Annotated in this window: 8 protein-coding genes; 3 read left to right on the top strand and 5 right to left on the bottom strand. The window is 71.1% G+C overall.

Annotated elements, in window-relative coordinates; translation table 11 throughout:
- Positions 1–44 precede the first annotated feature (44 nt).
- Positions 45–1,022, top strand: coding sequence for an aldo/keto reductase (locus tag KILIM_RS13610; protein ID WP_246308494.1), 978 nt, complete (start codon positions 45–47; stop codon positions 1,020–1,022).
- Positions 1,023–1,060: 38 nt separating this feature from the next.
- Here the strand turns inward: KILIM_RS13610 and KILIM_RS13615 are convergent, their stop codons facing one another.
- The 5 genes from KILIM_RS13615 to KILIM_RS13635 all read right to left on the bottom strand — a co-directional run bounded on the left by KILIM_RS13615 (position 1,061) and on the right by KILIM_RS13635 (position 8,257).
- Complete coding sequence (locus tag KILIM_RS13615) at positions 1,061–2,371, bottom strand: vWA domain-containing protein (protein WP_006593288.1); 1,311 nt, start codon at positions 2,369–2,371, stop codon at positions 1,061–1,063.
- A 134-nt stretch (positions 2,372–2,505) separates the two neighbouring features.
- The gene (locus KILIM_RS13620) at positions 2,506–4,245 is read right to left on the bottom strand and encodes an ABC transporter family substrate-binding protein (protein ID WP_006593289.1); all 1,740 of its coding nucleotides are present in this window, start codon (positions 4,243–4,245) and stop codon (positions 2,506–2,508) included.
- Positions 4,246–4,365: 120 nt separating this feature from the next.
- Positions 4,366–6,243 (bottom strand): nickel ABC transporter ATP-binding protein NikE, encoded by a 1,878-nt coding sequence (gene nikE / locus KILIM_RS25295; protein ID WP_006593290.1) that lies wholly within the window; start codon positions 6,241–6,243, stop codon positions 4,366–4,368.
- Positions 6,240–7,256 carry an ABC transporter permease gene (locus KILIM_RS13630; RefSeq protein WP_006593291.1) on the bottom strand — a complete coding sequence of 339 codons (1,017 nt, stop codon included), beginning with the start codon at positions 7,254–7,256 and terminating at the stop codon, positions 6,240–6,242. Before KILIM_RS13630 ends, nikE begins: the two co-directional genes overlap by 4 nt.
- Positions 7,253–8,257: an ABC transporter permease gene (locus tag KILIM_RS13635; RefSeq protein ID WP_006593292.1), complete on the bottom strand. Its 1,005-nt coding sequence runs from the start codon at positions 8,255–8,257 to the stop codon at positions 7,253–7,255. The genes KILIM_RS13630 and KILIM_RS13635 overlap by 4 nt, the downstream gene beginning before the upstream one ends.
- 336 nt (positions 8,258–8,593) lie before the next feature.
- Between KILIM_RS13635 and KILIM_RS13640 the strand changes: the two genes are divergently transcribed.
- Both KILIM_RS13640 and KILIM_RS13645 read left to right on the top strand, forming a co-directional pair.
- Positions 8,594–9,796 carry an acyl-CoA dehydrogenase family protein gene (locus KILIM_RS13640; protein ID WP_006593293.1) on the top strand — a complete coding sequence of 401 codons (1,203 nt, stop codon included), beginning with the start codon at positions 8,594–8,596 and terminating at the stop codon, positions 9,794–9,796.
- 45 nt (positions 9,797–9,841) lie between these two features.
- Entirely contained in the window at positions 9,842–11,434 is a 1,593-nt protein-coding gene (locus KILIM_RS13645; protein WP_006593294.1) for an acyl-CoA carboxylase subunit beta, read from the top strand.
- Positions 11,435–11,813 lie beyond the last annotated feature (379 nt).

Here is an 11,813-nt window from a genome sequence, read left to right on the forward strand (position 1 = left end):
TGGACCACACCGCGTCGTTACATTTTCGTTATATGGTGCGGCTCATGTTCGCCCCGCCCTGGAGGAGCCACAAGCTCTCGGTGTTCGCGTGGCACCCCGCCGACGCTGCGGCCCAGACTCCGGGCCCGCCGGCGTCGTCGCGGGGAGCGCGCCCCGCTCGCGACGCCACGCCCGAGCGCGCCGCGCAACCGCGGCAGCCCGTGACCCTGCTGTCGGCAGGCACCCACGCGGTGGCCATGCCACAACTCGGCTACGGCGTCCACCAGATCCCAGCGCACCGCTGCCGGGAGGCCACGCTGCACGCGCTGCGCACCGGCTACCGCGCCATCGACTCCACGAGCGTCGACGACAACGAGCCGGCCGTCGGCGCGGCGTTGCGCACCACCGACGTGCCCCGCAACGAGATCTTTCTGACCACCAAGGTGTGCAACGACCGGCACGGCTACGACCAGACGTTGGCCGCGTTCGAGGCCTCCAGCAAGCGCCTGGGGCAGGGCGCGGTCGACCTGTTGCTCATCCACGGTCCCTGCCCGCAGCAGGAGAGGTACGTGGACAGTTGGCGGGCGGTGCTGCGGCTGCGCGACGAGGGCCGCATTCGCGCCGCCGGCGTCACCAACTTCGGCATCCGACACCTGCAGCGGCTCATCGACGAGACCGGGGAGGCGCCCGCCGTCAACCAGGTCGAACTGCACCCGTACTTGACGCGGACACAGTTGCGCGCCTTTCACGCCGAACACGGCATCGCGACCCAGGCCTGGGGCCCGCTGGCCCGCGGCGGTCGCCTGCTGCGCGACCCCGTCGTCGTCGCGATCGCCCGGGAGCACGCGCGCACCCCGGCGCAGGTGGTGTTGCGGTGGCACCTGCAGCACGGCAACGCGGCGATCCCCAAGTCCGCCGACCCGGCGCGAGCCACACAGAACTTCGCGATCTTCGACTTCGAGCTGACCCCCGATCAGGTCGCCGCCCTCGACGCCCTCGACCGCGGAGAGCTCACCGGCGCCGCCCCCGCCACGACGACCTGACACCGCGCACCGGCGCAGCGGCCCGAAAGAACTGGGTCTCAGCGCCGCCGGCCCGGCTTGCCGCCGGCGATCAGCAACAACAGCAGCACGAACGCCAGCGCCGTCGCCGCGCCCTCTCGGGAGGCCACCGAGAAGCCCGTCCGCTGCTGCGCCCCAGTCGCGGTCACAGCAGCTGAGTTCGCGACGCCCGTCGTCGTGGAGCCGGAGGTGTTGCGCGGGTTGGTCCCGGAGGCGCTGGTCCGGCTGGCGGCGGCGGTCTCGTTGCGGAGGCGGTCGAGCGCCATTTGCAGGGTGCCGCCGAGGTCGCTGTCGCTGCGGGCTTCGGAGTAGTAGCCGTTGGTCGTGCGGGCGATGCAGCGCAGTTGGTCGCGGGCACGCCGGTCGACGCGCAGCCCGACGATGTCGACCCGCACGTCGACTCCGGCGTCGCGGGCGTCGGCGACGGCCCGGCACGGATCGGGCGAGCACGACTCCTCACCGTCGGTGACCAGCAGGATCGCCCGGTTGCCTTCCGGCCCCAGGTCGTTGACGGCGGCGTCGATCGAGCGAGCGATCGGCGTCTCGCCCAGTGGGGAGAACGAGAAGACGGCCGAGGTCATCTGCTGGCGGTTCAGCGGTGCGAGCGGCTGCACGAGCGCGGTGTCGCGGCACGCGGCGGGGGTCGGCTTGCCGTACCCGTCGACCCGCGACCCGAACACCCGCAGCCCGACCTGCCGGCCCTGCGGCACCGACTCCAAGGCGTTGGCGGTCGCGTGTTGGGCGTTCTCCATCGAGGTGCGCCCCTGGTCGTCTTTGCGGGCCATCGAGCCGCTGGCGTCGAGGATGAGCATGATCTTGTCGGCGTCGGTGCCGGTCAGCGCGTTCGAGTCCCGCGCCGCGGCCGCCCTCGCGGCGCCTTGGGTGGCGCCTTGGGTGGCGCTCCCGGAGCTCGTCCGCGTGCCGGAGTCGCCGCGCGAGCCGGAGCCGAAGGTGGTGCCGGAGCCGGACGTGCTCCCGGAGTCCGATCGCGACCAGGGCGGCGTCCACGTCGGCCGCGCAGACCGAGGCCCCGAATCGGACCGAGCCTCCTCCCAACGCTTCTTGGCGTCCTCCACGACCCCGAACAGTCCGCCGTCGTTCGCCCCAGAGCCGGAGCGGGGCACCGAGCCCGAGCCGGTGGTGCCCGGCGTGCCGAGGCTGCCCGGCCTGCTGGGCGTGGGGGTGGGGGTCGTCGGCTGCCGGTCCCAGAACGAGGAGCCGCCGGAGGATCGACCGCCGTCGGCGGCGGTGGTGCGCATCGGCCCGGTGATGAACCACAGGATCGTGACGACGAGCAGCAGTGCGCCCAGGGGCCGCCAGCCTCGCTTCATGCTGCCTCCCGCCCACTGCCGACGCGAACACGGGCGCTTCTGCTACTTACCCACAGAAGACGCAAACAGGGAAATTCACTCTCGTGTCTAAGCGTTCACGCGCGCCGGTGCAAGTCGTCGCCGGGCGTGTCGCGTCACGATCCGGCGACCCAGCCCACGTTTTCCCAGTGCGGGTGAATGCTCGCGAAGGCTGCGGGGCCGAGATTGGCCAGGCCCGGGTGATAGGCCCACACGTCGGGTCCGTTGGCCATCGGGAGTTGCCCGAACAGGGCCAGCCACTCTTTCTCCACGTCGTTGATCTGGTCGGCCTGCGCATTCGGGTCGGCGATATCGGTCAGCGTGCGGACTCGTTGATCGAGTTCGGGTGTGCCCACGCCGGAGATATTGAACGGGCTGTCCGAGCACATCAGCTGGCAGGCGGAGCCGACCGGCGAGGGGGTGGTGGGGCCCATGCCCAGGAGCGCCATGCCGAAGTCTTTGTGCTCCATGGCGCTCTGGAACGCCTGGTAAGAGACATTGCGAACATTCAATTCGACGCCGACGGCGGCGAGTTGCGTCTTGAGGGTCTGGTCCAATGCGGTCGTCATCGGGTCGTCGCCGAAACTCGTGTATCCGATGCTCAGCCGCTGCCCGTCCTTGGCGAACAGGTTGTCGGCTCCGAGCGTGTATCCGGCGTCCTGCAGGGTGGCTCGGGCGGCGTCGCGGTCGAAGGTGACCGGCACGTTGTCGCGCGCCTGCGGCTGGAACGAAAAGTACATCGCCGAGCCGACCGGGCGCTCTTGCCACTCCATGCCCTCGTAGCGCACGCGCTTCCACTGCTCGCGGTCGATGGCCTGCCACAGGGCCCGCCGCACGCGAATGTCGGCCAGCGCGGGGTCGTGGCTGTTGAAGACGAGGACCCCGGTCGTCAGGCGCTGGCTGCGACGGATGTCGGCCCTGCCGGTCGCGGCGACCTGCTCGTACCGGGCGCGTGTGGTGACGCGCGTGGCGTCGATCTCGCCGTTGGCGAACGCCGGGATCGTCGCCGAGTCCTCCATCGCCTGAAAGGTCACGCGGTCGAGCAGCGCCGGCGCACCCCACCAGTTGGGGTTGCGTTTGAACGTGATGACCTTCGTCGTCGGGTTGAGCTGTTCCAGGGTGAACGGGCCGGCACGCCATTCGGGGTGAAATTCCGTACCGCCGAAACCCGTGTTGAACGTCTCCGGCGACTTGGCGGCCTCCGGGTGCAACAGCCCCCCGGCGAACAGGTCGGTGAACGGGTGGAACGCACGCCCCTCTTTGAACGTGACGACCACCTGATGCGGCCGACTGCCGGCGGTGACCGATTCGATGTCGTCGTAGCCGGCGGCGGAGGCAGTCGCGTAGCCGGAATCGCTGCGGCTGGCCCGCCACGCCGACTCGAAGGAGCGGTGGTCGATGGGCGTTCCGTCGTTCCAGCGGGCTTGGGGGTTGAGGTCGTAGGTGATGACCTCGCGGCCGTCGCGTTGGGCCTGGGTCGGCATGGCGGCCAGAAAGTCGGCGCGCGGGGTCACCTCTCCCTCGGGGGAGTAGTCGTAGAGCACCGGGTCGGTGGCGCTGGTGACCGTCGCCAGGTCGGCGTCGGCGCCCGCGATGTTCAGCACGTTCCACTGCTCGGGGAAGGTGTCGAGGGGGAGGGTGAGGTTCCCGCCGGTCTTCAACTGCTCGCGCGGGTGGGCGTTGAGGGCGGCGAGCGCGGAGGCCGCGTGGGGTCCGTCCGGTCCGGTGGCACCCGTGCTTGCGGGGTCGGCGCCCGGCCCGGGCAACGAGCACGCTGCAGCGAGAGTGCAGGTCAGGGCGAGGCTGGCGGTCCGCAGAGTGGTTGCGCGGGTGCCGCGCGTGGTCGTGCCCGGCATCGGTCGTTCCTTTCCCCCCAGGTGTCCCTTTCGAGGGTAACGGTCCGGAACTTAGCCGAGAACCTATCTCCGACAATCGGATTCGTCGTGAAACGGGCGAACCGCGTGGGCCTGCTCACACTACGGGCTGCGCTGCGACTCGCGCCGGCGGGTCGGGCCGCCCCGGGCCTGCGCGGGGTCGGGAATCGGCACGGCCGCCAGCAGCGCCCGGGTGTACGGATGGGTGGGCGCCTCGAAGATCTGGTCGACCGGGCCGGTCTCGACGATTCGGCCCCCGCACATGACGGCCACCCGGTCGGCGACATCACGCACCAGCGCCAAGTCGTGCGCCACCAGCAGGTACGCCAGTCCCAGCTCCCGGCGCAGCCGAGCGAGCAGCTTCAGGATCTCCGCGCGCACGAGCACGTCGAGCGCGGAGACGGGTTCGTCGAGCAGCAGCAGCCGCGGCGATCCGGCGAGCGCCCGCGCGATGGCCACCCGCTGCAGCTGCCCCCCGGAGAGCTGCCAGGGATGCCGGGTCAGCACCGCCTCCGGCAGGTCGACCAGGCCGAGCAACTCGCAAGACTGCGCCGCGACCTCGCCGCGTTGCAGCGGACCGGCGGCCGTGGCCCGCACCGCCTCCGCGAGCGTGGCCGCCACGGTCATCCGGGGATCCAGCGCAGCCGAGGGGTCTTGAAAGACCAACTGCGCCGGCGGCCGCCGCCGATCACCGCGCCGTCCAGCCTTCGGCGCGCCCGATCCGTCCCACCGCCCAATCGTCGCGTTGGCGTCGGCGTCGGGGCCGGCGTCGGCGGCCAGGCGGCTGGTCACGGTGCCGTAGACCTGCGCGCCGCCGGTCTCGACGGCCGCGAGGGCGTCCATGATCCGCAGCAGCGTCGAGGTCTTGCCGCTGCCGGATTCGCCGACGAGAGCAAGGCATTCCCCGGCGAACACGTCGAGGTCGACCCCGTCGACCACCCGTCGGGTCGGCCGCGACCAGGGCCGCCGGCCCCGCGCGGGGTACTTCACGACCAGGCCGCGCACCTCCAGCAACCGTTCGGGTGGGCGCACCTCCGGCGCCCCGGCCGGGCCAAGGCCGGGAGGTCGATCGCGGCTCGGTTGGTCGCGGCTCGGGTGGTCGCGGCCCGGGTGGTCGCGGCCCGGGTGGTCGCGCCTGGGCCGGTCGAGGCGAGGCGTGGCGGCGAGCAGGGCGGCGGTGTGCTCGTGCCGCGGCTGCGCGTAAAGCTGCTCGACGTCGGCGCGCTCGACGATGCGCCCCGCCTCGATGACGGCGACCTCGTCGGCCAATCCGGCGACGATCCCCAGATCGTGGGTGATGAGCAGCAGCGCGGAGCCGGTGACCTCGGTGGCGTGCGCGAGCACCCGCAACACCTGGGCCTGCACGGTGACGTCGAGGGCGGTCGTCGGCTCGTCCGCGATGACGACGCGCGGCGCGTTGGCCAAGGCGATGGCGATCGCCACCCGCTGGCGCATGCCACCGGACAACTCGTGCGGATAGGCCTGCGACACCCGGCGCGGCTCATCCATGCCGACGAGTTCCAGCAGCTCCAGGGTGCGCTCGCGGGCGGCTGCGCGGCTGCCGCCGTGGATCCGCACGGCCTCGCCGATCTGTGCGCCGACCCGCAGCACCGGAGTCAGCGCCCCCGCCGGGTCTTGAAAGACCATCGCGATGTCGCGGCCCCGGTGCCGGCTCAGCTCGACGTCGTCGAGCCCCAGCAGCTCGCGTCCGGCGACCTGTACCGACCCGGTGACCTGCGCGCGCGGCGGCAGCAGCCCCATCAGCGCCAGGCCCAGCGTCGACTTGCCCGAGCCGGAGCGGCCGACCAGGCCGACGGTCTGCCCCGCGGCGACCTCCAGATCGACGCCGCGCACCGCCGCCACGGAGCCCGAGCCCGCCGACCCCTTGGCCAGCCCAAAGCCCGTGGCTATCGGAAAACTCACCGCAAGATCGCGCACGACCAAGGCCGCCTCCCGGCTCAAGGCCGCCTCCCGGCTCATCGTCGCCCCCGCGGGTCGAGCGCGTCGCGGACCGCGTCGCCGAGCAGCGCCAACCCGAGCGTGATCCACACCAGGGTCACGGTCGGTGCCCAGAACAACCACGGAAAAGCGTACAGCTGCCCGGTGGAGCGCCCGACGAGCTGGCCGAGCGAGACCTCCGGCGGGCGCACGCCGATGCCGAGGTACGACAGCAGGGTTTCGGTGACGATGGCCAACGACGCTCCGGTCACCACGGCCAGCACAAGGTAGGAGGAGAGGTGCGGCAGCACGTGCCGGCGCACGATCTGGCCGCTCGACAAGCCCAGATACCGTGCGGCGCGCACAAATTCGCGCTCGCGCAGGGACCGGGTCTGGGCGCGCACGAGCCGCGCGACCGGCATCCACCCGACGAGGGTCAGCAGGGCCGCCAGGGTCCACGCCGACCCCGCCCACCACTGCCGCTGCCCGCCGCCGGCGCTCATGACGACGGCGACGAGCAGAAACGCCGGCATCAGCAGCAGCATGTCCAGCAGCCACAGCCCCACTCGCTCGCGGCGCCCGCCCCACAGGCCGATCGTCGCTCCGTACGCGGCGCCCAGCAGCGGCGCGCAGACGCCGACGACCGCGGCGACGAGCAGCGAGCGGCCGGTGCCGGCGACGAGCATGGCGTAGGCGTCGAACCCGCCGACATCCGTGCCGAGCAGATGCCCGCCGGTCAGCGGCGGCACGGCCAGATGCTCGAAGTCCTGCTCACCGACGTCCCAGGGTGAGGCGAGGGATCCGAACGCGGCGAAGAGCGCAACCGCAACGAGCATCCCCAGCCCGACCGCGCCCCCGCGGCGCCCCAAGGCGCGCCGCAGGACCGCCGACCCCACCCACCGGGTCGGACCCACGGGCGCCACGGCCAGCGGACTACCCTCCACCCGCTCTTGCTGCGGCTCGCCGACGACGGGGCCGCGGCCGAGCCCCTCGCCCCCTTCGGGCCCGCGTCCGCTCACCGCACCGGGCCCGCTGACCGCACCGCGTCCGCTCACCGCACCCCCCGGGCCCGCGGGTCGATGACCTCGATCACGACGTCGGCGGCGATGGCCCCGACGGCAAAGAGCACGCACCCGAAGGCCATGGAGGCGACCACCGCGTTGACGTCCTGGGTGCGGGTCAGGGCGTCGAGGGTGTAGCTGCCCAACCCCTCCCACGCGAAGACCGCTTCGACGACGAAGGCGCCCGCGAAGACGGCCGGCAGTGCGAAGGCGATGTTCTGGGCGACGGGCACGAACGAGGTCCGCAGCGCGTGCCGCCGGATCGCCTGGGCGCGGGTCAGTCCCTTGGCCCGGGCGGTGCGTACATAGTCGCTGTCGACGTCGTCGAGCAGCACCGAGCGTTGCAGCAGGTGGTAGCCGCCGTAGCCGAGCAGGGTGAGGGCGATCGTCGGCAGCACCAGATGCGCGGCCTGGTCACCCAGCCCGGCCCAGAACCCCTCCGGCGGCACCGGCGACCCCATTCCGCTGACGTAGACCAGCCGCTGACCCAGGTAGTGCGAGGCGTAGGCGTTGGTGAAGATGCCCGCCATCTGCACCCACAAGAACGCGACGGGCGCCGGCAAACACGCGATGACGAAGCTGGCGGTCGTGATGACGCGGTCCGACGGGCGGTGGTGGCGCACGGCGCAGAACACCCCGAGAGCGACCCCGAGCACGATCTGCAGGAGGGTGGCGAGCAGCATGAGCCGCCCCGACATCAGGGCCCGTTCGACAAACTCCGCGGAGACGGGGGTGCCGCCGGGGCTGTTGCCCCAGTCCCACGCCGTGACGACGCCGTGCAACCAGTGCCCGTAGCGCTCCCAGGCCGAGGCCGTGGGGTCGAGGCCGAAGTCGGCCAGGCGGGCTTGCACGACCTCCGGGGCCGGGCGGGGGGTCGCGGCCAGCAGCCGCAGGTCGGGGCGTAGAAACGAGACGGCGGCCAGGTAGGCGATGCTCGTGGCGACGAACGTCATGACGGCGTAGGCGCCCAGGCGACGGGCCAGATAGCCGAGCACTCACACCTCCCGCGCAGCCGGAGTCGCGGCGGGCTCATCGAGCCGGATGCCCACCGAATTCGTTTCTGCCAGAAGCTAACACCAGCCTCGGGATGCGCACCGGGAGCTGCCTGCGGGAACGCCTGCGCACGCTGTGAGTGTGGTGTGGTTCACGTCGTCCGCGGTCCTGGCGCGGCCCGGTGGTCGGCAAACACATCGTGGATTCGCGTCCGTCCAGGGCCCCGCGGGCCGTTAGCGTGGCCCCCAGAGGCCCGCAGCGCTGCGCGACCCGCTGCGCCGGGCTGCCGGTCCGACCCGGCCCACGACGCAACGACGCGACGAAAGGCGACCCTGCGCATGTTCGAGTTGAGCAACGACCACGAGGACTTTCGCAAAGTAGTGCGTGACTTTGCTGAGCAGGAGGTCGCCCCGCACGTCGCCCAATGGGACCGGGACGCGCACTTCCCCGTCGACCTCGTGCCGAAGATGGGCGAGCTCGGCCTGTTCGGCATGGTGGTCCCCGAGGAGTTCGGCGGGCACAAGCAAGAGGGCGACGGCGGGGAGTTCACCTACCTGTGCCTGGCGATCGAGGAGCTCGGCCGCATCGACCAGTCGATCGGCATCACGCTCTCGGCGGGCGTCGGCCTGGGCATCAACCCGATCCTGACCTACGGCACCACCGAGCAGAAGGAACGTTGGCTGCCCGACCTCGTCGCCGGGCAGGCGCTCGCCGGCTTCGGCCTCACCGAGCCCGACGCCGGCTCCGACGCGGGCGCCACCAAGACCAAGGCCCGGTTGGAGGGAGAGGGAGACGACGCGCAGTGGGTCGTCGACGGCGCCAAGGCGTTCATCACCAACTCCGGCACGCCGATCACCTCGGTCGTCACGGTCACTGCTCGCACGGGCACCGACGACCGAGGCCGTGCCGAGATCAGCTCGATCATGATTCCTTCGGGCACACCGGGATTCACCGTGGAGCCCGCCTACCACAAGCTCGGTTGGCACATCTCCGACACACACGGTCTGAACTTCGAGAACGCGCGGGTGCCGGCCGACCACCTCCTCGGTGAGCGCGGCGCCGGCTTCAAGCAATTCCTCAAGACCCTCGACGACGGCCGCATCGCGATCAGCGCGCTCGCGGTCGGCATGGCTCAGGCGATGCTCGAGCAGGCCACCGAGTACGCCAAGACCCGCATCGCGTTCGGCAGCCCGATCGGCACCAACCAGGGCGTCTCGTTCCAGATCGCCGACCTGGCCGTCAGCGTCGAGGCCGCGCGCCTGCTGACCTACAAGGCGGCGTGGCTCAAGGACGAGCAGGAGGCCGGTCGGCGTAGTGTCGCCGAGGTCAAGAAGGCCGCCTCGATCGCCAAGCTCTACAGCACGGAGGCGGCCGTCACGGCCACCCGCATCGCGGTGCAGGTGTTCGGCGGCAACGGCTTCATGGAGGAGTACCCGGTCGCTCGGTTCTACCGCGACGGCAAGATCCTCGAGATCGGTGAGGGCACCAGCGAGGTGCAGCGGATGCTCATCGCGCGCAGCCTCGGCCTCCCGACCGCCTGACCCGACCGCCGCCGCGGACCACCCGGACACCTTCAGGAGCAACGCATGACGCTGCAGACCGACGACTCCTTCGCCCCGCCGACCCCGCCCGAGAGCGGCGGCGACCCGCGGGTCGGCGACATCCGCAAACGCCTGGGTGCAGCGCATCTGGCCTCCGGCACGTTGAGCGAGGCGGCCCGCGCCAAGCTGGATCGCCAGGGCAAGCTCTACGTGCGCGACCGCATTGCGCTGCTCTTCGACGAGGGCAGCTTCGTCGAGGACGGCCGGTACGCCAACGCCCTGGCGCCGGGGCTCCCGGCCGACGGGGTCGTCACCGGCCGCGGCACGGTCGATGGGCGCGCGGCGATCGTCATCGCGAACGACCCCTCGGTCAAGGCGGGCTCGTGGGGCGCACGCACGGTGGAGAAGATCATCCGGGCCACCGAGGCGGCGCTGCGTGAGGAGCTGCCGGTTTTCTGGTTCGTCGACTCCGCCGGGGCGCGCATCACCGATCAGGTCGAGATGTTCCCGGGGCGGCGCGGCGCCGGCCGCATCTTCCACAACCAGGTGGCCCTATCGGGGCGGGTGCCGCAGATCTGCTGCCTGTTCGGGCCGAGCGCCGCCGGCGGCGCCTACATCCCGAGCTTCACGGACGTCATCATCATGGTCGACGGCAACGCCTCGATGTACCTGGGCAGCCCGCGCATGGCCGAGATGGTGGTCGGCGAGAAGGTCTCCCTGGAGGAGATGGGCGGCGCGCGCATGCACTGCACGGTCTCCGGGGTGGGCGACCTGCTCGTCTCCGACGACGTCGAGGCCATCGAGACGGCCAAGCTCTATTTCTCCTATGTGCCCTCGACGTGGCGCGACGAGCCGCCGGTCTACCTCGACGAGCCGCCGCTGCAGCCGCTGCAGCGCGACACCGTACCCGAGATCGAGAGCGCGCCCTTCGACATCCACACGGTGATCGACGGGCTGGTCGACGAGGAGTCGTTCTTCGAGATCAAGCCGCTGTTCGCAGCCGAGCTGGTGGTCGGCTTCGCCCGGTTGGGTGGGCGGACGATCGGCATCGTGGCCAACAACTCGGCGGTCAAGGGCGGGGTGCTGTTCACCGACTCCGCCGACAAGGCCGCCCGATTCATCTGGCTGTGCGACGCCTTCTCGATCCCACTGGTGTACCTGGCCGATGTGCCCGGCTTCATGATCGGCTCGGAGGTCGAGCGCGGCGGCATCATCCGGCACGGCGCCAAGATGGTGGCCGCGGTGTCGGAGGCGACGGTGCCGCAAGTGTGTGTCGTCGTCCGCAAGGCGTACGGGGCGGGGCTCTACGCGATGGGCGGCCCCGGGTTCGGGCCCGACGCGACGATCGTGCTGCCGACCGCCCGCATCGCGGTCATGGGTCCGGAGGCGGCGGTCAACGCGGTCTTCGCCAACAAGATCGCGGCGATCGAGGACGAGGGCGAGCGGGCGGCGTACGTGGCGGCCCGGCGCACCGAGTACGAGGAGGACGTCGACCTCGAGCGGCTGGCCGCCGACCTGGTCGTCGACTCGATCATCGAAGCTGACGAGCTACGGGAAGATCTGGTGCGCCGGCTGCGTTATGCCTCTAGACGCGAGCGACTCTTCAGCGAGCGACGCCATGGGGTGCACCCCGTCTGACGTGAGGTGCGACACCCCGCGGGCTCCCGACCAGCCTTGAGTTGACACGGGCGCCCGCGAGGCGTAACTTCTATCGAGTTGCCCCGGAGCCCCGCCGACAGGCGAGCCGGCCCGAGAACGCGACGGAACCAGCCTCCTACGACTCGACCACATATCTGTGGCCGCTTCGTCGTGGGTCTGATCCGCTCGATTTCTCGGATCGACTTGGCTTAGGTTATGGTCCTCCAGGTCAATGCGACGAAGTTCTTCTTCGAAGCAAAGCTGTTCAACACGAGTTAACCGGCGCGAAACGCCGATTTGACTCGGGGAGAACGAAGAGCTTAAAGTAGTAAACGCCTCGACGGGGTGAGCGAAACAAAAAGCGCTCAACTCGGTGAGA

This window comes from Kineosphaera limosa NBRC 100340, assembly GCF_000298215.1.
In the GTDB taxonomy this organism is placed as follows: Bacteria; Actinomycetota; Actinomycetes; order Actinomycetales; family Dermatophilaceae; genus Kineosphaera; species Kineosphaera limosa.

Coding starts and splice junctions, on each gene's coding strand:
- KILIM_RS13610 (WP_246308494.1), top strand. CDS start 45: ATGTTCGCCCCGCCCTGGAGGAGCCACAAGCTCTCGGTGTTCGCGTGG.
- KILIM_RS13615 (WP_006593288.1), bottom strand. CDS start 2,371: ATGAAGCGAGGCTGGCGGCCCCTGGGCGCACTGCTGCTCGTCGTCACG.
- KILIM_RS13620 (WP_006593289.1), bottom strand. CDS start 4,245: ATGCCGGGCACGACCACGCGCGGCACCCGCGCAACCACTCTGCGGACC.
- nikE (WP_006593290.1), bottom strand. CDS start 6,243: ATGAGCCGGGAGGCGGCCTTGAGCCGGGAGGCGGCCTTGGTCGTGCGC.
- KILIM_RS13640 (WP_006593293.1), top strand. CDS start 8,594: ATGTTCGAGTTGAGCAACGACCACGAGGACTTTCGCAAAGTAGTGCGT.
- KILIM_RS13645 (WP_006593294.1), top strand. CDS start 9,842: ATGACGCTGCAGACCGACGACTCCTTCGCCCCGCCGACCCCGCCCGAG.